Annotated in this window: 3 protein-coding genes; all 3 read right to left on the minus strand. The window is 73.5% G+C overall.

From position 1 onward, the window contains the following. The 3 genes from N7925_RS31580 to N7925_RS31590 all read right to left on the minus strand — a co-directional run bounded on the left by N7925_RS31580 (position 1) and on the right by N7925_RS31590 (position 22,897). On the minus strand, positions 1-4,926 hold the full coding sequence (locus N7925_RS31580; RefSeq protein WP_331618181.1) for a type I polyketide synthase: 4,926 nt from the start codon (positions 4,924-4,926) through the stop codon (positions 1-3). 71 nt (positions 4,927-4,997) lie between these two features. Beyond that, entirely contained in the window at positions 4,998-9,836 is a 4,839-nt protein-coding gene (locus N7925_RS31585) for a type I polyketide synthase (RefSeq protein WP_274345865.1), read from the minus strand. Beyond that, positions 9,836-22,897 (minus strand): type I polyketide synthase, encoded by a 13,062-nt coding sequence (locus N7925_RS31590; RefSeq protein WP_274345866.1) that lies wholly within the window; start codon positions 22,895-22,897, stop codon positions 9,836-9,838. Before N7925_RS31590 ends, N7925_RS31585 begins: the two co-directional genes overlap by 1 nt. Positions 22,898-23,018 lie beyond the last annotated feature (121 nt).

Here is a 23,018-nt window from a genome sequence, read left to right on the forward strand (position 1 = left end):
TCAGAGTTCGTTCTTGTCGTAGGCCATGCGGACGAGGTCGTTGACGTCCAGCTCGTCGATGGATTCCGCCGTGACCGCGCCGGCCGTGTCGCGCGTGGGGCCGGTGCCGTCGGCGTCGTTCAGCCGTAGCAGCTCGTCGATCAGGCCCGAGGCCCGCAGCCGTGCCATCGGGATGGCGGCCAGGGCACTGCGCACCTCGGCCTCCGCCGGATCGGTGTCGTCGTCACCGGCCGGCCCGTCCCCGGGGAACAGCTCCTCGCCGATGTGTCCGGCGAGTTCGCCGGCGCTCGGGTAGTCGAAGACCACCGTGACGGGGAAGCGCAGGCCCGTCGCCTGGCCCAGCCGGTTGCGCAACCCGACCGCGCTCAGCGAGTCGAAGCCCAGCTCCCGGAAGGCGCGGGTCGCGTCGACCGCCTCGGGTCCCGCGAAGCCGAGCACCCCGGCGACATGGGTGCGGACCAGGGACAGCAGCTCCGCGTGCCGCTTGTCGGCGCTCAGCGGGGCCAGCCTCTCGCGCAGCGGGGAGTCCCCCTCGCCGGTGCCGTCGGCGGTCCGGGCCGCGGCCTGAAGGATCCGGGCCACCTCCGGCACCTCGCCGAGCAGCGGGCTCGGCCGTGCGGAGGTGAACACCGGCACGAAGCGGTCCCAGTCGACGTCGGCGACGACCACGACGGTCTCGTCCCGTTCGAGCACCTGCCGGAAGCCGTCCACGGCGAGCCGCGGGGTCATGAACGGGATCCCGCGCTCCCGCAGCTGGTCCTCGGCGAGATTGGCGGCCATACCGCCCTCCTCGGGGCTCCAGATGCCCCAGACCACGGAGGTGCCGGCCAGGCCGCGGGCGCGGCGCCGCTCGGCGACCGCGTCGAGGTAGGCGTTGGCGGCCGCGTAGGCGCCGTGCTCACCACTGCCCCAGACGGCGGAGATGGAGGAGAAGAGCACGAACGCGTCCAGCCCGGCCCGGTCGAAGACGGCGTTCAGGTTCGCCGTGCCGGCGATCTTGGCCGTGGTGGTGTCCGCGAACTCGCCGAGACCGGTGTCGGCGAGCGGGACGAGCACGCCCGCCCCCGCGATGTGCATCACCGTGCGGATCTCGTCGCCCGTCTCCTCCACGCTGCGTACCAGCGCGGTGAGTTGGTCCAGGTCGGCTACGTCGCAGGCCGCGACGGTGACGCGGGCTCCCAGTCCACGCAGCTCGTCGGCGAGCGCGGACGCTCCGGGCGCGTCCGGGCCCCGCCTGCTGGTGAGCACCAGGTGCTCGGCGCCGTCGCGGGCGAGCCAGCGGGCGATCTGGGCGCCGATGCCACCGGTGCCGCCCGTGAGCAGGACGGTGCCGCGCGGCGACCAGGTGCCCGCCCCGGCCGTCGCGGCGGGCCGCACCAGCCTGCGGGCGAACACGCCGTCACGGCGCAGCGCCAGCTGGTCCTCGTCGGCGATGCCGGCGAGCACGGCGACGAGCCGGGCCGCCGCCCTGCGGTCCAGATCCTCGCCGTCCGCGCCGGGCAGGTCCACCATCCCGCCCCAGCGCTGCGGGTGTTCGAGGGCGGCGACCCTGCCGAGACCCCAGACAGCGGCCTCGTCCGGCCGGTCGAGCCGGTCGCCGGGCACGGCGGCCACCGCACCCCGGCTGCCGATCCACAGCGGCGCGCCGATCCCGGCGTCGCCGAGCGCCTGGACCAGCGCAAGGGTCAGCGCCAGACCGAGCGGGACACCCGGATGCTCCGGATGCGGACCCTGCGCCCCGCCCAGTAGGGAGAGCACTCCGGACGCCGGCAGGCCGGAGAGGGCCTCGGCCACCCGGCCCGCGAGGACCCCGCGGTCCGCGCCGGTGACCTCGACGGTGCGCACCACCGCGCCGCCCGCCTCCAGCGCCGCCCGCACGGTCCCCGCCCGGGCGGTGTCGGCCGCTCCGGCCGGGACCGCGAGCAGCCAGGTGCCGCCGAGTGCCGCCGGCCCCGGCTCGGGGAGCCGGCGCCAGACGACGTGGTAGCGCCAGGAGTCGAGCTCGTTCTGGTCACGGCGGCCGCGACGCCACGAGGAGAGCGCGGGAAGCACGGAGCCGAGAGCCCCGGCCGCTTCGGCGTCGACCCGCAGGGTGCGGCTCAGCAGGTCCAGGTCCTCGCCCTCGACGGCGTCCCAGAACGCCGCCTCGGCCGGGTCGGCGGCGGCGGGAGCGGCCGTCGCCGTGCCCGCCTCGTCGCGCAGCCAGTACCGACGGCGCTGGAAGGCGTACGTCGGCAGCGCGACCCGCGGGCCGTCCTCACCGGCGAACAGGCGCACCCAGTCGACGGGCACGCCCTGGACATGGGCCTCCGCCAGCGAGGTGAGGAAGCGCGCCGGCCCGCCGTCGTCACGGCGGAGCGAGCCCATGACCAGGGCGTCGGGGGCCGTCTCCTGCACCGGCAGTGTGAGCACCGGGTGCGGGCTGCACTCGACGAACGTCGTGAAACCGGCCGCGGCCAGCTTGCCCGTGGTGTGCGCGAGTTCGACGGTCTCGCGCAGATTGGAGTACCAGTAGGCGGCGTCCAGTCCGGCGGTGTCGACGGCCTCACCGGTGACGGTGGAGTGGAAGGGGACGTCGCCGGAGCGCGGTGCGATCGGGGCCAGCAGATCGAGGAGTTCGCCGCGGATCGTCTCGACGTGTGCCGAGTGGGACGCGTAGTCCACCGGGATGATCTTGGCGCGGACGCCGGTCTCCTGGCACTGGGCGTGCAGTTCGCGCAGCGCTTCCGGGTCGCCGGAGACGACCGCGTTGGTGGGGCCGTTGACGGCGGCGAGGGAGAGACGTCCGTCCCAAGCCGTCAGGCGTGCGCGGAGTTCGTCGGCGGGGAGGGCGACGGACATCATGCCGCCGTGGCCGGCGAGGTGGCGGGCGATGGCCTGGCTGCGCAGGGCGGTGACGCGGGCTGCGTCGTCGAGGGTGAGGGCGCCGGCGACGACGGCGGCGGCGATTTCGCCCTGGGAGTGTCCGACGACGGCGGCGGGGGTGATGCCGGCGGCGCGCCAGAGGTCGGCGAGTGCGACCATGACGGCCCACAGCGCGGGTTGGACGACGTCCACCCGGTCCAGCGACGGCGCGCCGTCCTCGCGGCGCAGCACACCGGTGAGCGACCAGTCGACGTAGGGGGCGAGTGCCTGTTCGCAGGCGGTGATCGACCGGGCGAAGACGGGGGAGGCGTCGAGGAGTTCGACGGCCATGCCCTCCCACTGGGAGCCCTGCCCCGGGAACACGAACACCGCCTTGCCCGGGGCGCCCGCCACGCCCTGCGGGCTGCGGGCACCGGAGTAGCCCTGGACCAGCTCGGTGAGACCCGCCCGGAAGTCCTCCGCGTCCGTGCCGACGACGACCGCGCGGTGCGCGAAGCGCGCCCGCGTCGTCGCCAGCGTCCGGCCCGTGTCCGTCGGCGGCGCGCCCTTCTCCAGGTGCGCCAGCAGGGACTCGGCCTGGCCCCGCAGCGCTGCCTCGCTCTTCGCGGAGAGCACCCACGGCACGGCCGCGCCGCCCACCACCGGCTCCACGGCGGCGCCCGCGTCGTCGGCCGGGACCTCCTCCGGCGCCTGCTCCACGATCGCGTGCGCGTTGGTGCCGCTCGCACCGAAGGCGGAGACGCCCGCACGGCGGGGCCGGCCCGTCTCGGGCCACGCGCGCTCCTCGGTCAGCAGCCGCACCGCACCCGACTCCCAGTCCACCTTGGGCGACGGCTCCGTCACATGCAGCGTCCGCGGCAACAGCCCGTGCCGCAGGGCGAGGACCATCTTGATGACACCGCCGACACCGGCGGCGGCGGCCGTGTGCCCGATGTTCGACTTCAGCGAGCCGAGCCACAGCGGCTCGTCCGCCGGCCGGCCCCTGCCGTAGGTGGCGAGCAGGGCGCCGGCCTCGATCGGGTCGCCGAGCGAGGTGCCGGTGCCGTGCGCCTCCACCACGTCCACCTCGCCCGCCGTCAGACCGGCGTTGGCCAGCGCCTTGCGGATCACCTTCTGCTGGGAGCGGCCGTTGGGGGCCGTCAGCCCGTTGCTCGCGCCGTCCTGGTTGGTGGCCGTGCCCCGGATCACGGCGAGGACGTCGTGCCCGTTGCGGCGCGCGTCCGACAGCCGCTCCAGCAGCAGCACACCCACGCCCTCGCCCCAGGCCGTGCCGTCCGCGTCGGCCGAGAACGCCTTGCAGCGCGCGTCGGCGGACAGCGCACGCTGCCGTGAGAACTCGATGAACCCGTCCGGCGTCGACATCACCGTCGTGCCGCCGGTCAGGGCCATCGCGCAGTCGCCCTGCCGCAGCGCCTGGCAGGCCAGGTGCAGTGCCACCAGCGACGACGAGCACATGGTGTCCACCGTCACCGCAGGTCCCTCGAGACCGAGGGTGTAGGCGACCCGACCGGACAGCACCGCGCCCGAACTGCCCAGCGACATCTGCCCTTCGAGGCCCTCGGGCAGGTCGGTCAGACCGCGCGCGTAGTCGAAGTCCGTCGCACCGATGAACAGCCCCGTCGCCGTGCCGCGCAGGGTGCCCGGATCGATCCCGGCCCGCTCGAACGTCTCCCACACGACCTCCAGCAGCAGCCGCTGCTGCGGGTCCATCGTCAGCGCCTCGCGGGGGGCGATCCCGAAGAACTCGGCGTCGAACAGGTCGGCGTCGTGCAGGAACCCGCCCTGCCTGGCGTACGTGGTCCCCGGCACGTCCGGGTCCGGGTCGTAGAGCCCGTCGAGGTCCCAGCCGCGGTCCGCGGGGAAGTCGCCGATGCCGTCACGGCCCTCGGCCACCGCCTCCCACAGGTCCTCGGGAGAGCGGATGCCGCCCGCGTAGCGGCAGTTCATCGCCACCACGGCGATCGGCTCGGGCGTGCTCAGATCGCGCAGGCGCTGCTCCGCCACCCGCAGATGGGTGGTGGCCCGCTTGAGGTAGTCGCGCAGTCTCTTCTCGTTGTCCATCTATCGCCAGCTCCTCAAGAAGGCCGGTACGTAACTGCAGCGGAAGGGGGGCGCCGGTGGCGTGGGCTCGTTCACGGGACACTCAGCTCCCGGGACAGCAGGGCGAACATGCCGTCGAGGAGTTCGAACATCTCCTCGTCGGTGGCGGCGTCGATGTCGCGGTGCCGCTCCAGCGCGGCGAGCGCGCTGTCCGGGACGCCGACGAGCAGCGGGTCCGCCGCCTCGGCGGTGCCGTCGCCCGCGAACAGCTCCGCGTCCAGGTGCGCCGCCAGGTCGCCGGCGGTGGGGAAGTCGAACACCAGCGTGACCGGCAACCGCAGCCCGGTGACGGCGTTCAGCCGGTTGCGCAGGTCCACGGCCGTCAGGGAGTCGAAGCCGAGCTCCTTGAACGCCCGGCCCGCGTCGGGCAGGGAGGCGTCCGGGTAGCCGAGCGCGGCCCCCGCCTGCTCGCCCACCAGGGCGAGCAGCGCCGCGGCGCGGTCCGCGGGACCGAGGTCCCGCAGCCGGGCCGTCAGTGCGACGGCGCCGTCCCCGCCGCGCTCCTCGGCACCCGCGCCCGCCGGGGCGGCCGCGGCCGCCTCCGGGATGCCGGCGAGCAGCGGGAGCGTCCGCGTCGCGGACAGCGACGGGGCGAACAGGGTCCAGTCCACGTCCGCGACGACCACCGCGCCGTCGCCCCGGCCCACCGACTGGGCCAGCGCGCTCAGCGCGACCGCACCGCTCAGCGGACGCACGCCCCGGCGGGCCAGCTGACCGGCGGCGCGGGCGTCGAGCATGCCACCGTCCGCCCACGCGCTCCACGCCACCGAGGTGGCGGGCAGCCCGTCGGCGCGGCGCCGGACGGCGAGCGCGTCGAGGAAGGCGTTGGCGGCCGCGTAGTTGGCCTGCCCCGCCGCACCGACGGTGCCCGCGATCGAGGAGAACAGCACGAACGCGTCGAGCGGCAGCCCCCGGGTCGCCTCCTCCAGATGCAGCGCGCCCGCCGCCTTGGGACCGAGGACCTCACCGGTCCGTTCGGCCGTCAGCGTGTCCACCGTGCCGTCCAGCAGCACTCCGGCCGCGTGCACCACCGCCGTCAACGGGTGGGTCTCCCGGTCCCGGCCGATGCTCTCCACGAGCGCGGCGACCGCGTCCCGGTCGGTCACGTCGCAGGCGGCGAGCGTGACACCGACGCCCGTCTCACGCAGCTCGTCGGCGAGGTCCGCCGCGCCGGGGGCGCCGGGACCGCGACGGCCGGCGAGCACCAGGTGCTCGGCACCCTCGGCGGCCAGCCACCGCGCGACGAGCGCGCCGATGCCGCCGGTGCCGCCGGTGACGAGCACCGTGCCCCGGGGCCGCCACTCCCCGGTCGCCGGCACCGGGCCCGCCGGCCGCAGCCGCCGGGCGAGCACGCCCGAGCGCCGCACCGCGAGCTGGTCCTCGCCGTCGCCGCGTGCGAGCACCGAGGCCAGCGCGGCCACCACCCGGTCGTCGGCCTGTGCGGGCAGGTCGACCAGACCGCCCCAGCGCTCCGGGTGCTCCAGGGCGACCGCCCCGGCCAGACCCCACACTGCGGCCTGCACGGGAGACGGCCTGTCGCCGGCACCCGCCGCGACCGCCTCCCGGGTGGCGCACCACAAGGGCGCGTCGATCCCCGCGTCCCCGAGTGCCTGCACCAGCGTCAGCGTGGCGGCCAGGGGGACCGGTACCGCGGGATGCGCCGGATGTGCGTCGGCGTCCGGCAGCGGCAGCGCGAGCACCCCGCCGAGAGGCCCGGGCAGACCCGCCACCGCCTCGCCGAGCACGGCGGCCAGCTCGTCGCGGCCGCACTCCGCGGCGAGCGGCACGCACACGGTTTCGACGCCGCGTGCCGCGAGCCGCTCCGCCACCCCGCCGGGGGCGCCGTCCGGGACGACGAGCAGCCAGACCCCGGAGGGCACCGCGTCCGAGGGCTCGACCGGCTCCCACACCGTCCGGTACCGCAGGGCGTCCAGCCCCGCCTGCCGGTGGTGCCGCTCGCGCCAGCCGGCCAGCAGCGGCACGATCTCCTCCAGCCGCGCGTCGTCGGGTGCGCCGAGCGCGCCGGCCAGCGCCGACACGTCGCCGCGCTCCACGACGGACCAGAAGGCGTCGTCCGCGACGCCGCTCCGTCCGGCACCGCGCTCCCCGGGCTCCAGCCAGTACCGTCGGCGCTGGAACGCGTAGGTCGGCAGCTCCGTGTGCCCGCCTGCGCCCTGGCCGGTGAGCTCCGCCCACGCCACCGGAGCACCGTGCACGTACGCCTCGCCCAGCGAGTGCAGCATCCGCTCCGGACCTCCGTCGTGGCGGCGCAGGGTGCCGATGGCGTGGGTGTGGGGGGCGGTTTCCTGGATGGGGAGGGTGAGGACGGGGTGGGGGCTGCATTCGATGAAGAGGTGGTGGCCGGTGGTGGCGAGGGTGTCGATGGTGGGGGCGAGGCGGACGGTTTCGCGGAGGTTGGTGTACCAGTAGGCGGCGTCGAGGTGGGTGGTGTCGAGGTGTTGGCCGGTGACGGTGGAGTGGAAGGGGATGTCGGCGGTGCGGGGTGTGATGGGGGCGAGGAGGTCGAGGAGTTCGTTGTGGATGGTTTCGACGTGGGCGGAGTGGGAGGCGTAGTCGACGGGGATGGTGCGGGTGCGTGTGCCGTTGGTGTCGCAGGTTGCCTGGAGTTCGTGGAGTGCTTGCGGGTCGCCGGAGACGACGGTGTTGGTGGGGCCGTTGATGGCGGCGAGGGAGAGGCGGCCGTTCCATGCGGTTATCTGTTCGCGTACTTGGTCGGCGGGGAGGGCGATGGACATCATGCCGCCGTGGCCGGCGAGGTGGCGGGCGATGGTCTGGCTGCGGAGGGCGGTGATGCGGGCTGCGTCGTCGAGGGTGAGGGCGCCGGCGATGACGGCGGCGGCGATTTCGCCCTGGGAGTGTCCGACGACGGCGGCGGGGGTGATGCCGGCGGTGCGCCAGAGGTTGGCGATGGCGATCATGACGGCCCATAGGGCGGGTTGGACGACGTCGACGCGGTCGAGGCCGGGTGCGTTGTGGGTGCCGCGCAGGACGTCGGTGAGTTTCCAGTCGACGTAGGGGGTGAGTGCTTGTTCGCAGTCGGTGATCGACCGGGCGAAGGCGGGGGAGGTGTCGAGGAGTTCGACGGCCATGCCCTCCCATTGGGAGCCCTGCCCCGGGAACACGAACACCGGCCGCGGTCCGGGAACGGCGACGCCCTGCGCCACCAGCCCCCCGGGCACACCGCGCACCAGGCCCTCCAGACCCGACCGCAGCACCTCTGCGTCGGAACCGACGACCACGGCACGGTGCTCGAACGACGACCGGCCGGACGCCAGCGCACGCCCGACGTCCGCCGCCGACCCGTCCGGCAGCTCCCGTACGTGCGTCAGCAGCCGCTCCGCCTGGGCGCGCAGGGCCACCTCGCTGCGGCCCGACACCACCCACGCCACGGCGCCGCCCCCGACGGCGGACTGAGCAGGACCGTCGCCCGCGACCCCGGCACCGTCGGCGCCCTGCTCGGCCGGTGCCTCCTCCAGGATGAGATGGGCGTTGGTGCCGCTCACCCCGAACGCCGAGACACCCGCCCGGCGCGGACGCCCCGTCTCCGGCCACGGCCGGGCCTCGGTCAGCAGCCGGACCGCCCCCGCCGACCAGCGCACCTTCGGCGTCGGCTCGTCCACGTGCAGCGTCTTCGGCAGCGTCCCGTCCCGCAGTGCCATCACCATCTTGATGACACCGCCGACGCCGGCCGCCGCCTGCGTGTGCCCGATGTTCGACTTCAGCGAGCCGAGCCACAACGGCCGGTCCTCCGCCCGCCCCTTGCCGTAGGTGGCGAGCAGCGCCTGTGCCTCGATCGGGTCACCGAGGACGGTCCCCGTCCCGTGCGCCTCGACCGCGTCCACGTCCGACGGCGACAGTCCCGCACCGGCCAGCGCCTGACGGATCACCCGCTGCTGCGCGGGTCCGTTGGGGGCCGCGAGGCCGTTGCTCGCGCCGTCCTGGTTCATCGCGCTGCCCCGGATCACGGCCAGCACCGGATGCCCGTTGCGGCGCGCGTCGGACAGCCGCTCCAGGAGCACCATCCCGACGCCCTCGCCCCATCCGGTGCCGTCGGCCGCCGCCGCGAACGACTTGCAGCGCCCGTTGGAGGCGAGCCCCCGCTGGTGGCTGAACTCCACGAACACACCGGGCGTCGACATGACGGCGACACCGCCCGCGAGGGCGAGCGAGCACTCACCGCGGCGCAGTGCGGCGGCCGCCAGATGCATCGTGACCAGCGACGAGGAGCACGCCGTGTCCAGGGTGATCGCCGGCCCCTCCAGGCCCAGCGTGTAAGAGATGCGCCCGGAGGCGACGCTGGAGACGTTGCCGATCAGCAGATGCCCTTCGACCTGCTCCGGCGCGAACTGCGGGTCGCCCCCGTACTGGAACGAGGCGAGCCCCACGTACACACCCGTACGCGAACTCTTCAGCGAGAGCGGGTCGATCCCGGCGCGCTCCACCGCCTCCCACGACGTCTCCAGGAGGAGACGCTGCTGCGGGTCCATGGCCAACGCCTCACGCGGCGAGATCCCGAAGAACGCCGGGTCGAACCGGTCGGCGTCGTACAGGAAGCCGCCCTCACGCGTGTTGCAGGTGCCCGACCGGCCCGGGTCCGGGTCGTAGAGACCCTCGACGTCCCAGCCGCGGTTGGCGGGGAACTCGGCGACGGCGTCCGTGCCCTCGGCGACCAGCCGCCACAGGTCCTCGGGCGACCGCACCCCGCCGGGGAAACGGCAGCCCATGGAGACGACGGCGATCGGCTCCCGCGCACCGGACTCGACCTCGTCGAGGCGCTCCCGCGCCTGCTTCAGGTCGGAGGTGACCCGCTTGAGGTAGGTGAGCAGCTTCTCTTCGTTCTCGTTCACCATCAGGATGCCCCGAGTTCGTTGTCGATGAATCCGAAGACCTCGTCGGCCGTGGCCGACAGGAGTCCGGCGTCGATGGACGCGGTGGCGGCCGTCTGCCCGCCGTCCTCGCCGAGAGCGGCCATCACGTGCCGCAACCTGCCGACCAGGCGTTCCCGCAGCTCCTCGTCGGCCGCCAGGTCGGTCAGCGCCGTCTCCCACCGGTCGAGATCGGCGAAGACGTCGAGGCCGTCCGCCCCGCCGGCGAGCTCGGCGCGCAGATACGCGGCGAGCTCCTGCGGCGCCGGATAGTCGAAGATCAGCGTCGCCGGGAGCTCGATCCCGGTGACCGCGCCGAGCCGGTTGCGCAGCTCCACGGCCGTCAGCGAGTCGAAGCCCAGCTCCTTGAAGTCACGGCCGGCCGACACCGCGGCCGCCGAGGCGTGCCCGAGCACCGCCGCCGCCTGCTCCGCCACCAGGTCCTGCAGGGACCGCTCCACCTCGCCGGGCGTCAGCCCGGCGAGAGAGCGGACGAAGTCGGCCGCCGCGCTCTCCTGGCCCGTCGCGGCGGGCGCCTCGGGCGTGAGCGCCGCCCGCACCTCCGGCAGCCCGCCGATCAGCGGCCGGCGGCGCGCCGCGGTGAAGCCCGGCACGAACCTGTCCCACAGGACGTCCGCCACCACCAGCCCGGTCTCGCCGGAGCGCAGCGCGTCCGCCAGCGAGGCCAGGGCCAGTTCGGGGGCCATCGCGGGCAGACCGCGGCGGCTCAGCTGCTCCGCCACCTCGCCCTGCTCGATCATGCCCTTGTCCGCCCAGGGCCCCCACGCCACCGACGTGGCAGGCAGCCCGCGGGCCGCGCGCCGCTCGGCGAAGGCGTCGAGGTAGGCGTTGGCCGCGGCGTACGCGCTCTGGCCTCCGCTGCCCCAGGTGGCGGCGATCGACGAGAAGACGACGAACGCCTCCAGCTTGTCCTGGTCGAGCAGTTCGTCCAGCAGCTGGGCACCGCGGATCTTGCCGTCCGCCATGGATCCGAAGTCGGCCGTGGCGCTCTCGGCGAGCGGCGCGAAGGTGACCACGCCCGCCGCGTGGAACACGGCGCGCACGGCCTCGCCGTCCGAGGTGATCTCACGGATCAGCCCGGCCACCGCCTCCCGGTCGCCCATGTCGCAGGCGGCCACGGTGACCCGCACCCGGCCGTCGCCCAGACCGGCCAGTTCCTCGCGCAGTTCCGCGGCGCCAGGTGCCTCCGGACCGCGGCGGCTCGTCAGGACCACGTGCTCCGCGCCGCCCCGCACCAGCCACCGCGCCACCTGGGCCCCGATGCCGCCCGTGCCGCCGGTGATGAGGACCGTGCCGCGCGGCTGCCAGCCGCCGGCCGCCGCCGCACCCCGCAGCGGGGCCCGCACCAGACGGCGGGCGAACACCCCCGCCTCGCGGACCGCCAGCTGGTCCTCCGTGCCGTCCTCGCCCGTGACACCGGCGAGCACCGCACCCAACTGCCGTGCCACCCGGTCGTCCAGCGTCTCCGGCAGATCCACCAGCCCGCCCCAGCGCTGCGGCTCCTCCAGGGCGGCCACCCGGCCGAGCCCCCAGGTCGCCGCCTGAGCGGGACTCGCCAGCAGGTCGGAGCCGCCCACGGAGACCGCACCACGGGTCGCCAGCCACAGCGGAGCGTCGACCGACGCGTCGCCCAGTGCCTGGAGCAGGGTCACGTTGTCCACCAGACCGGCCGTCAGGCCGGCGTGCTCAGGGTGCGGCGACTCGTCGAGCGCCAGCAGCGACAGCACACCGGCTGCCTTCTCCCGCCCGGCGAGGGCCTCGCGCACCCGGGCGGCGAGCGCCGTCCGGCCGGCTCCGCCGGCGGTCAGCCGGACGACCTGCGCGCCGCCCACGGCCAGCGCCCGCTCCACGGCCGACGGCATCGGCGCGTCGGCGCCGCCTGTCGGCACGAGCAGCAGCCAGGTACCGGCCGGTGCCGCCTGCGGCTTCTCCGGCAGCGGGGCCCACGAGATCCGGTACCGCCACGAGGCGATCGTCGCCTGTTCGCCCTGCGCGCGCCGCCAGGTGGACAGCGACGGCAGCAGGCCGCTCAGCGGCGTCTGCGGGTCCACCGCCAGGGTGTCGGCCAGGGTCGCCAGGTCCGCCCGCTCGACCGCCTCCCAGAACCGCTCCTCCGCCGAGCCGCCGGCCGGGGACGTTCGGTCGTGGTCACCGGCCGCGGTGGGTTCGGTTCCGACCCAGTAGCGGTGGCGTTGGAAGGGGTAGGTGGGGAGGGGGGTGGTGTGGGTGTGGGGGATGAGGGTGTTCCAGGTGGGGGTGTGTCCGGTGTTGTGGGTGTGGGTGAGTGCGGTGGTGAGGGTGGTGGGTTGGTGGCGGTTGGGTCGTTGGGTGGGGATGTGGGTGGCGTGGGGGTGGGTGGTGTGGGCGAGGGCGGTGAGGGTGGGGGTGGGGCCGATTTCGAGGTAGCGGACGACGTTGTGGTTGGTGAGGGTGGTGATGGTTTGGTGGAAGAGGACGGTGTTGCGGATGTGGTTGGTCCAGTAGTGGGGGGTGGTGATGTCGGTGGGGGTGTGGCTGGTGGTGTCGGCGGGGTTGCCGGTGAGGTTGGAGATGATGGGGGTGGTGGGTTGGTGGTAGGTGAGGGTGTGGGCGGTGTGGAGGAAGTCGTCGAGGATGGGTTGCATGAGGGGGGAGTGGAAGGCGTGGGAGACGGTGAGGCGTTTGGTTTTGATGCCGTTTTTTTCGGCTTGTTCGGCGAGGTGGAGGGTGGTGGTTTCGTCGCCGGAGATGACGGTGGTGTGGGGTCCGTTGACGGCGGCGATGCCGACGTGGTGTTCGTGGCCTTGGATGAGTTCTTGGGTTTGGGTGTGGGGGAGTTGGAGGGAGATCATGGCGCCGCCGGTGGGGAGGTGGTGCATGAGGCGGGCGCGGGTGGTGATGAGGGTGGTGGCGTCGTGGAGGGTGAGGATGCCGGCGATGTGGGCTGCGGTGATTTCGCCGATGGAGTGGCCGGCGAGGTAGTCGGGGGTGATGCCGAAGGATTCGATGAGGCGGTAGAGGGCGGTTTCGTAGGCGAAGAGGGCGGGTTGGGTGTAGAGGGTTTGGTTGAGGCGTTCGGGGTGGTTGCCGAAGATGGTTTCGTGGAGGGGGTGGGGGAGGTGGGGGTCGATGAGGGTGCAGATGTGGTCGAAGGTGTCGGCGAAGGTGGGGTAGGTGGTGTGGAGTTCGGCTCCCATGCCGGGGTGTTGTGCGCCTTGTCCGGTGAAGAGGAAGGCGGTTTTGCCGGTTTGGGTGTGGGTGATGGGGGTGGTGGTTTTGGTGATGTGGTCGAGTTGGGTGAGGAGGTCGTTGCGGTTGGTGCCGATGGCTGCGGCGCGGTGGGGGAAGGCGGTGCGGGTGGTGGCGAGGGAGTGGGCGATGTCGGTGATGGTGTGTTCGGGGTGTTCGCGGGCGTGGGTGGCGAGGCGGCGGGCCTGGTCGCGGACGGCGTCCTCGTTGCGGCCGGAGATCACCCAGGGCACCGGCCATGGCACACCTGTCTCGGCCGGAGTCTCCACCGGCTCCACCACCGGCGCCTGCTCCAGCACCACATGCACATTCGTGCCACTGACACCGAAGGACGAGACACCCGCACGACGCGGGGCGTCACCCTCGGGCCACGCCATCGCCTCGGTGAGCAGCTCCACCCGGCCCGCGGACCAGTCCACATGGGGCGTGGGCTCCGACACGTGCAGCGTCTTCGGCAGCTGCCCGTGACGCAGAGCCATCACCATCTTGATGACACCCGCGACACCCGAAGCCGCCTGTGAGTGACCGATGTTCGACTTGAGCGCCCCCAGCCGCAGCGGCCGGTCCTCCGGCCTGCCCTGCCCGTAGGTGGCGATGATGGCCTGCGCCTCGATCGGGTCGCCGAGGACGGTGCCGGTGCCGTGCGCCTCCACCGCGTCGACCTCCGCGGCGGTCAGGCCCGCGTTGGCCAGCGCGGCGCGGATCACCCGCTGCTGGGAGGGCCCGTTGGGAGCGCTCAGGCCGTTGCTCGCACCGTCCTGGTTGACGGCCGAACCCTTGACCACGGCCAGCACCTGGTGCCCGTTGCGCTGGGCGTCGGACAACCGCTCCAGCAGCACCATGCCCACACCCTCGGCCCAGCTGGTCCCGTTGGTGTCCGCGGAGAACGCCTTGGACCGGCCGTCGGGCGACAGCCCGCGCTGACGGCTGAACTCGATGAACAGACTCGGGTGCGACATCACGGTCACACCACCGGCGAGTGCCATCGAACACTCGCCCTGCCGCAGCGACTGCGCCGCCTGGTGCAGGGCCACCAGCGACGACGAACACGCCGTGTCCAGCGTGATCGCCGGGCCTTCGAGCCCGAGGGCGTACGCGACCCGTCCCGACACCACGCTCGCGGCCTTGCCGGTGAGAAGGTAGCCCTCCAGGTCGGCGGGCATGTCGCGCAGATGGGAGGCGTAGTCCTGCCCGTTGGTGCCGATGAAGACACCGGCCTGGCTGCCCTTGAGCGTCGAGGGATCGATCTGTGCGCGCTCGAGCACCTCCCAGGCCGCCTCCAGGAGCAGCCGCTGCTGCGGGTCCATGGCCAGCGCCTCACGCGGTGAGATCCCGAAGAACTCGGGATCGAAGTCGTAGGCGTCGTAGAGGAACCCGCCCTCCTTCGCGTAACTCTTGCCGTGCGCCTCCGGGTTGGGGTCGTAGAGCTCCTCCACGTTCCAGCCGCGGTCCGTGGGGAACGTCGAGATGACGTCCCGCCCGGCGGCGACCAGCTCCCACAGGTCCTCGGGGCTGCGGACCCCGCCCGGCAGCCGGCAGCTCATGCCGACGATCACGATCGGGTCGTCCGTGTCGGCGGCCCGGCCGCCGGCCGCCGCCGTGGCCCGGGCGTCGTCGCCGACCGCCTCGCGCCGCAGATGGGCGGCGAGGACGGCGGGCGTCGGGTGGTCGAAGAGCAGGGTGGTCGGCAGCCGCAGCCCGGTGGCCGTGTTGAGCCGGTTGCGCAGCTCCACGGCGGTCAGCGAGTCGAAGCCGATCTCTCGGAACGCGCGCTCCGCCTCGACGTTCTCCGGCGTGGTGTGCAGGATGCCGGCGGCGTGCTCGCGCACCAGCGCCAGCACCTGCGCCTCCTGGTCGGCCGGGGAGAGCCCGGTGAGCGCCGCGGCGAGCGAGCTGGACGCCTGCTCTCCGACCGCCGCCCGCACCACCCGGCGCGCGGGGCGGCGGATCAGCCCCCGCAGGTAGGCGGGGACGGGCTCCTGCTCCCGCGCGGCCCGGGCGCGCAGCCCCGGCAGATCGAGGCGGACGGGGACGAGCGTGGCGTCGCCCACGGCGAGTGCCGTGTCGAAGAGGTCCATGCCCGGTCCGCTGGGCAGCGGCGCGATGCCGGTCCGGCCCATGCGCTGCACATCGGCGTCGGCCAGATGGCCGCTCATGCCGCTGCGCGCCTCCCACAGGCCCCAGGCGAGGGACTGGGCGGGCAGCCCGTTCGCCCGGCGGTGCTGGGCGAGCGCGTCGAGATAGGCGTTGGCGGCGGCGTAGTTGGCCTGGCCTGCGTTGCCGATGGTGGCGACGACGGACGAGTAGAGGACGAAGGCGTCGAGATCCGCGTCGCGGGTCAGCTCGTGCAGATGCAGCGCGGCGTCGACCTTCGGCGCGAGCACCCGGTCGACCCGTTCGGGAGTGAGCGAGGTGACGATCCCGTCGTCCAGGACCCCCGCGGTGTGGACCACGGCCGTCAGCGGACGGCTCGCCGGCACGCCGGCGAGCAGTGCGGCCACGGCGTCGCGGTCCGCGGTGTCGCAGGCCGTGACGGTGACGGTGGCGGCTCCCAGCGCGGTGAGCTCCTCGCGCAGGGCGTCCGCGCCCTCGGCGGCGGGTCCGCGGCGGCTGGTCAGCAGGAGATGGCGTACGCCGTGGCCGGTGACCAGCCGGCGGGCGAGCAGCCCGCCGAGGGTGCCGGTGCCGCCGGTGACCAGGACCGTGCCGTGGGTCCGCAGAGTCGGGGCCCGGTGCTCCGGCACGGGCACCCGGGCCAGCCGCGGGGCGTGTGCCGTGCCCGACCGCAGGGCGAGCTGGGGCTCGCCCGTCGCGAGCGCCGCCGCGACGGCCGACAGCGAGCCGGGGTGGTCGTCCAGGTCCAGCAGGGTGAACCGGCCGGGGTTCTCGGACTGCGCGGAACGCACCAGGCCCCACACCGCGGCGTGCGCCGGATCGGTCACGTCGGCGTCCGTCTCGGTGGCCACGGCGCCGCGGGTCACGAACACCAGCCGGGCGTCCGCGAACCGCTCCTCGGTGAGCCAGTCCTGCACCAGGGCGAGTGCCCGGTGCACGGCCGTGCGGACCGAGCCGGCGGTGTGCTCCGGGTCGGACATCGGTGCCAGCACCAGCTGCGGGACGGGGGCGTCGTCGGTCGCGTCGAAGGCCGTGGCCCCGAGGGCGGGCGTCAGCCCGAGGACGTCCTCACCGAGGATGCCGGGGGCGCCGCCGCCCGGGGCGCCCGCGGTCTCGACGGCGGGCCACCGGACGCGGAACAGCGAGGGGTGGAACGACGGCCCGGCGGCCGCGAGTTCGCGCGCCTCGACCGCGCGCAGCGCCACGGAGTCCGCGGTCACGACCGGGCTGCCCGAGGCATCGGTCCCGGTCAGGCGGTACGCGCCGGCGCCGTCAGGGATGAGCCGCACCCGCAGCGCCGTGGCCCCGGCGGCATGCAGGGTCACCCCCGTCCAGCGGGCGGCGAGCCGTGTCCCTTCCTCGTCCTGAGGTCCTCCCGCCGTCAGGGCCAGGGCGGACTCCAGCAGCGCCGGGTGAAGGCCGTGGGCCGCGGCGGCGGGCAGTTCCTCGTCGGTGAGCCCGGTCTCCGCGTACAGCTCCTCGCCGAGGCGCCAGGCGGCGAGCGTGTCGCCCGGCGACGCGAGCGGTTCCGCGCCCGGCGGCGGCCAGTCGGCCGGGCCGTCCACGGCGGCGTCCGGGGCGGGGGCGAGCACACCGGTGGCGTGCGCCGTCCAGGGCTCGTCCGGCTCCGCCTTCTGCGGGCGGGCGTGCACCTCGAAGGTGTGGCGGCCCGCCTCGTCGGCCGGCCCGACCCTCAGCTGGAGCAGCACCGCACCCTGTTCGGGGACGACCAGCGGTGCGGCGAGGGCGAGTTCGTCCACCCGGCCGCAGCCGACCCGGTCACCGGCGTGGACGGCGAGCCCCGCGAACAGCGATCCGGGGAGGACCGCCGCGCCGGGTACCGTCCGGTCGGCGAGCGTGGCCACGTCCTGGAGGGTCAGCCTGCCGGTGAACACATGACCCGCATGACCGGCGAGCGCCACCGCAGCGCCGAGCAGCGGATGGTCGCCGGCGTCGAGTCCGGCCCGGGTGACGTCGTTGCCCGCGGCCCGGGGTGCGAGCCAGTAGCGGTCACGCTGGAACGGATAGGTCGGCAGCTCGGGTACGGGACCCGTGCCCGAGCCGAACACGGCGGACCACACCGGGTCGACACCGCGCACGTACGCCTCGGCGAACGCCTCCATGAACCGTTCCTCGCCGCCCAGGTCACGGCGGAGCGTGCCGACGACCGACGGTTCCGTGCCGGCCTCCTCCGCGGTCTGCTGGATCGCCAGCGCGAGCATCGGGTGCGGGCTGCACTCCACGAACGCGGCATACCCGTCGGCGAGCAGGGTGCGCGACGCCTGCTGGAAGTTCACGGGCTCGCGCATGTTGCGATACCAGTACTCCGCGTCGAGCTGCCGGGTGTCGAGGAGGCCGCCGGTGACCGTCGAGTAGAAGGGGACACCGCCGCCGGCCGGGCGCACCGTGCCCACCTCGCGCAGCAGACGTTCACGCAACGCGTCCACCTGCGGCGAGTGACCCGCCGTGTCGACACCGGGGATGAGACGGGACTTGACGCCCGCCGCCGTCAGCTCGGCCATGAAGACGTCCAGCGCCTCCGGGTCGCCGGAGACCGTCACCGTCCTCGGGCTGTTGACGGCGGCGATGCCGATGCGGTCCTGCCACGGCCCGAGCCGCTCCGTCACGTCCTCGGACGAGCTGAGCACGGACAGCATGGCGCCCTTGCCGCTGAGCTCGGCCCACGCCTGGCTGCGCCGCACCACGACCCTGGCCGCGTCGTCCAGGGACAGGCCGCCGGCCACGTAGGCGGCGGCAATCTCGCCCTGCGAGTGGCCCACGACGGCGGCCGGCTCCACACCATGCGCCCGCCACATGCCGGCCAGCGCCACCATCACCGCGAAGAGCGCCGGCTGGACCACGTCGATCCGGTCGAGCGAGGGGGCGCCCGGCTTCTCGCGCAGCACATCCAGCAGCGACCAGTCCAGGTACTCCTCGACCGCCGCCGCGCAGGACTCCAGCTGCTCCGCGAAGACGGGGGAGGTCGACCACAGTTCACGGGCCATGCCGGTCCACTGCGAACCCTGGCCGGGGAAGACGAACACCGCCCGGCGGCCCACGCCGCCGGCCGCGTCCACGGTCAGGCCCGGGGCGTCGACGCCGCGCGCCAGCGCGTCGAGGCCCGCCAGCAGCTCCGGTGCGTCGCACCCCACGACGACCGCCCGGTGCGCGAAGCCCGTACGCGTGGTGGCCAGCGCCCGGCCGACCGCCTCCGGGGCCGCCTGCCCGCCCGGTGCCGTCAGCTGCCGGTGCAGCGCGGTGGCCTGCTCCCGCAGGGCCTGCGCGGTCCTGCCCGACAGCACCCAGGGCACCCGGGTCCGGCCGGCGGGGGTGGCCTCCGCCGGAGCCGCAGCGGGGGATGCCGCGGTCTCCGGCGGGGCCTGTTCGAGGACGGCATGCGCATTGGTGCCGCTGATGCCGAACGAGGAGACCCCGGCGCGCCGCGGCCTGCCCGTCTCCGGCCACCCGCGTGCCTCGGCGAGCAGCTCCACCGCGCCCGACCGCCAGTCGACGTGCGGCGACGCCTCCGTGACGTGCAGCGTCCTGGGCAGCACCCCGTGCTGCATGGCCAGGACCATCTTGATGACACCGGCCACGCCCGCGGCGGCCTGCGGATGACCGACGTTGGACTTCAGCGAGCCCAGCCACAGCGGCTCTCCGTCGGTGCGCTCCCTGCCGTAGGTGGCGAGCAGGGCGCCGGCCTCGATCGGGTCGCCGAGCGAGGTGCCGGTGCCGTGTGCCTCCACCGCGTCGACCTCGGCGGCCGAGAGCCCGGCGTCGGCCAGGGCCTGGCGGATGACCTTCTGCTGCGCGGGACCGTTGGGCGCGGTGAGGCCGTTGCTCGCGCCGTCCTGGTTGACCGCCGAGCCCTTCACCACGGCCAGCACCCGGTGCCCGTTGCGGCGCGCGTCGGACAGCCGCTCCAGCACCAGCATGCCGACGCCCTCGCCCCAGCCGGTGCCGTCGGCATCGGCGGAGAACGCCTTGCAGCGGCCGTCGGGGGAGAGCGCCTTCTGACGGCTCAGCTCCACGAAGATGCCCGGCGACGACATCACGGTGACGCCGCCGGCGAGCGCCAGGGTGCACTCGCCCCGCCGTAGCGACTGGACGGCCATGTGCAGGGCCACCAGGGACGACGAGCAGGCGGTGTCGACCGTGAGCGCCGGCCCTTCCAGGCCGAGCGTGTAGGCGATGCGGCCGGAGGCGACGCTGGTGGTCACACCGGTGAGCAGATAGCCGGACACATCCTCCGTGGCCTCGTTCATCCGCGGCCCGTAGTCCTGCGGCATCGTGCCCACGAACACACCGGACCGGCTGCCCTTCAGCGACGCAGGCGTGATTCCGGCCCGCTCCAGGGCCTCCCACGAGGTCTCCAGCAACAGTCGCTGCTGCGGGTCCATGGCCTGCGCCTCACGCGGCGAGATACCGAAGAACGTCGCGTCGAAGACATCGGCGTCGTGGAGGAAACCGCCCTCGCGCACATACGACCTGCCCTGGGACTCCGAGCCCTCGAACAGCGCCTCCAGGTCCCACTCCCGGTTGGCCGGGAACTCCCCGATGACGTCCCGTTCCTCGGTCAGCACCCGCCAGAGGTCCTCAGGGGTGCGCACCCCGCCGGGCAGACGGCAGCTCATCGCGACGATGGCGACCGGCTCGTCGTCCTCGGCGGAACGCCGCACGGGCACGACCTCAGCGCGCTCCGTGCCACCGGCACCGCCCAGCGCGCACTCCCGCACATGGCCGGCGAGCGCCCGCGGCGTGGGGTGGTCGAACAGGACCGTGCCCGCGAGCTCGATGCCGCCGGCCGTGCTCAGCAGGTCGCGCAGCTCGACGGCCATCAGCGAGTCGAAGCCGAAGTCCTTGAAGATCCGGTCCGGATCGACCGCCTCCGGACCCGCGTACCCGACCACCTGCGCCACGTGCGTGCGCACCAGCTCCAGCGCCGCCCGGTCGCGCTCGGCGTCCCCGTCGAGCTCTGCGAAACGGCCGAGCCACCCCTGCCGCCGCGGGGGCGGCGTGATGTCGCCCTGTGCGTCGGTGGGTTCGGTTCCGACCCAGTAGCGGTGGCGTTGGAAGGGGTAGGTGGGGAGGGGGGTGGTGTGGGTGTGGGGGATGAGGGTGTTCCAGGTGGGGGTGTGTCCGGTGTTGTGGGTGTGGGTGAGTGCGGTGGTGAGGGTGGTGGGTTGGTGGCGGTTGGGTCGTTGGGTGGGGATGTGGGTGGCGTGGGGGTGGGTGGTGTGGGCGAGGGCGGTGAGGGTGGGGGTGGGGCCGATTTCGAGGTAGCGGACGACGTTGTGGTTGGTGAGGGTGGTGATGGTTTGGTGGAAGAGGACGGTGTTGCGGATGTGGTTGGTCCAGTAGTGGGGGGTGGTGATGTCGGTGGGGGTGTGGCTGGTGGTGTCGGCGGTGTTGCCGGTGAGGTTGGAGATGATGGGGGTGGTGGGTTGGTGGTAGGTGAGGGTGTGGGCGGTGTTGAGGAAGTCGTCGAGGATGGGTTGCATGAGGGGGGAGTGGAAGGCGTGGGAGACGGTGAGGCGTTTGGTTTTGATGCCGTTTTTTTCGGCTTGTTCGGCGAGGTGGAGGGTGGTGGTTTCGTCGCCGGAGATGACGGTGGTGTGGGGTCCGTTGACGGCGGCGATGCCGACGTGGTGTTCGTGGCCTTGGATGAGTTGGAGGGTTTGGGTGTGGGGGAGTTGGAGGGAGATCATGGCGCCGCCGGTGGGGAGGTGGTGCATGAGGCGGGCGCGGGTGGTGATGAGGGTGGTGGCGTCGTGGAGGGTGAGGATGCCGGCGATGTGGGCTGCGGTGATTTCGCCGATGGAGTGGCCGGCGAGGTAGTCGGGGGTGATGCCGAAGGATTCGATGAGGCGGTAGAGGGCGGTTTCGTAGGCGAAGAGGGCGGGTTGGGTGTAGAGGGTTTGGTTGAGGCGTTCGGGGTGGTTGCCGAAGATGGTTTCGTGGAGGGGGTGGGGGAGGTGGGGGTCGATGAGGGTGCAGATGTGGTCGAAGGTGTCGGCGAAGGTGGGGTAGGTGGTGTGGAGTTCGGCTCCCATGCCGGGGTGTTGTGCGCCTTGTCCGGTGAAGAGGAAGGCGGTTTTGCCGGTTTGGGTGTGGGTGATGGGGGTGGTGGTTTTGGTGATGTGGTCGAGTTGGGTGAGGAGGTCGTTGCGGTTGGTGCCGATGGCTGCGGCGCGGTGGGGGAAGGCGGTGCGGGTGGTGGCGAGGGAGTGGGCGATGTCGGTGATGGTGTGTTCGGGGTGTTGGCGGATGTGGGTGGCGAGGCGGCGGGCCTGGTCGCGGACGGCGTCCTCGTTGCGGCCGGAGATCACCCAGGGCACCGGCCATGCGACACCTGTCTCGGCCGGAGTCTCCACCGGCTCCACCACCGGCGCCTGCTCCAGCACCACATGCACATTCGTGCCGCCCATGCCGAAGGACGAGACGCCCGCACGACGCGGGGTCCCGGACTCGGTCCGCCACTCCTCGAGCCGTGTCTGCACCCGCAGCCGGAGCGTGTCGAGGGGGATGTCGGGGTTGGGCCGGTCGAAGTTCAGGCTGGGCGGCAGCTGGCTGTGACGCACGGAGAGCACGGCCTTGATCAGCCCCGTGACGCCGGCGGCTCCCTCCAGGTGGCCGATGTTCGTCTTCACCGAACCCACGCGCAGCGGAGCGTCCTCGGGCCGCTCGGCGCCGAGGACGGCGCCGAGCGCCCGGGCCTCCACGGGGTCGCCCACCTTGGTGCCGGTGCCGTGCAGTTCGACGTACTGCACCTGCGACGGGTCGACGCCGGCGCGCGCGTAGGCGTCGCGGAGGACCTCCTGCTGTCCCTCGGCGTGCGGGGAGGTGAGGCTTTCGCCGCCGCCGTCGTTGTTGGTGGCCGAGCCGCGGATCACGCACAGCACGTCGTCGCCGTCGCGCAGGGCGGCCGACAGCGGCTTCAGGACGACCACACCGCCGCCTTCGCCGCGGACGTAGCCGTTGGCGCGCTCGTCGAAGGTGTACGCCAGGCCGTCGGGGGACAGAGCGCCGAAACGGGAGGTCGTCAGGAAGCTGTCCGGGACGAGGTTCAGGTGCACACCGCCCGCGAGGGCGACGGCGGACTCGCCACGGCGTAGCGACTCGCATGCCAGGTGCACCGCGGCCAGCGACGACGACTGGCCGGAGTCGACGGTGAGACTCGGTCCGCGCAGGGCGAGGACGTAGGAGATCCGGTTGGCGATGATGCTGCGGCTCAGACCGGTCAGCGTGTGCTGGGTGACGGCCGACGCGTCGAGGCGGTGCACCAGAGTGGCGTAGTCGTCGGCTATCGCACCGAGGAACACACCGGTCCGGCTGCCCGCGAGCGCGTCGCCGCTGATGCCCGCGCGCTCCGTCGCCTCCCAGCACAGTTCCAGGGCCAGCCGCTGCTGGGGGTCCATGGCGGTGGCTTCGCGCGGCGAGATCCCGAAGAACTCGGGGTCGAACGCCGCCACGTCGCCGTCGAGGAAGCCGCCCCGGACGGTCACCGCGCCGAGTTCCCGCAGGCTCGTCGAGTCGAATCGGTCCCGGGGTATTTCCGAGACCGCGTCCTTCCCTTCAACGAGAAGTCGCCAGAATTCTTCGGGATCCGTCGCACCGGGTACCCGGCATGCCATTCCGATCACGGCAATGGGTTCGTCAGGCAGCACGGAATTGTTCACCATTACGACCTCATACTCATATCCGCAGCCGGCAATGACACGTGGGAGAATTCATGACCCTGGACGAAGCTATCCGCGCGTGATGCGCACGGGCCACCCCTAACCCCTTCCTAGGGGGTGGGTT

The sequence above is a fragment of the Streptomyces sp. CA-278952 genome (assembly GCF_028747205.1).
GTDB lineage: Bacteria > Actinomycetota > Actinomycetes > Streptomycetales > Streptomycetaceae > Streptomyces.

Excerpts from the sequence above, each read along its gene's own strand:
- N7925_RS31590 (WP_274345866.1), bottom strand. The coding sequence starts at position 22,897 with ATGGTGAACAATTCCGTGCTGCCTGACGAACCCATTGCCGTGATCGGA.
- N7925_RS31585 (WP_274345865.1), bottom strand. The coding sequence starts at position 9,836 with ATGGTGAACGAGAACGAAGAGAAGCTGCTCACCTACCTCAAGCGGGTC.
- N7925_RS31580 (WP_331618181.1), bottom strand. The coding sequence starts at position 4,926 with ATGGACAACGAGAAGAGACTGCGCGACTACCTCAAGCGGGCCACCACC.